The sequence below is a fragment of the Brachyspira catarrhinii genome (assembly GCF_005518285.1).
GTDB lineage: Bacteria > Spirochaetota > Brachyspiria > Brachyspirales > Brachyspiraceae > Brachyspira > Brachyspira catarrhinii.
On the sequence record NZ_SJDU01000731.1, the window covers coordinates 1 to 584 of the forward strand.

The window sequence follows — 584 nt, forward strand, 5'->3', positions numbered from 1 at the left end:
TTATTTTCGCCTACTATAATTTTATTTATAGCCATAGTAATTTCCGCTTTATCGGGTTTAATATTTTCTTTACTTCATGCATACGCCTCGATTAATATGAGCGCCGACCAAGTTATAAGCGGAACGGCGTTAAATATATTTGCGCCAGCATTTGCAATATATGTTACGAGAGCGATTCAAACGGTTCAACAAATTTCTTTCGTAAATAATTTTAGAATAGAATCTATTCCAATTTTAGGAAGCATTCCTATTATAGGAAATTTATTATTTAAAAATGCCTATATAACGACATATTTGGGATTCGTTATTTTGATTCTGTCATGGTTTGCACTTTATAAAACGAGATTCGGTTTAAGATTAAGAAGTTGCGGAGAGCATCCTCAAGCCGCCGATTCGGTTGGGATAAATGTTTATAAAACGCGTTATTTTGGAGTGGCAATTTCTGGCGCATTGGCGGGAATCGGAGGGTTGGTATTCGTTATTCCCACTTCGACAAATTTCAACGCCACGGTTGCTGGATACGGATTTTTGGCTTTGGCGGTTTTAATATTCGGGCAATGGAAACCTATGAGAGTTCTTTATGC

Annotated in this window: 1 protein-coding gene; it reads left to right on the top strand. The window is 36.8% G+C overall.

Annotated elements, in window-relative coordinates; genetic code table 11:
- Positions 1-584: ABC transporter permease (locus EZH24_RS13235; protein WP_137999468.1), on the top strand; the 584-nt coding region annotated here is incomplete at both ends.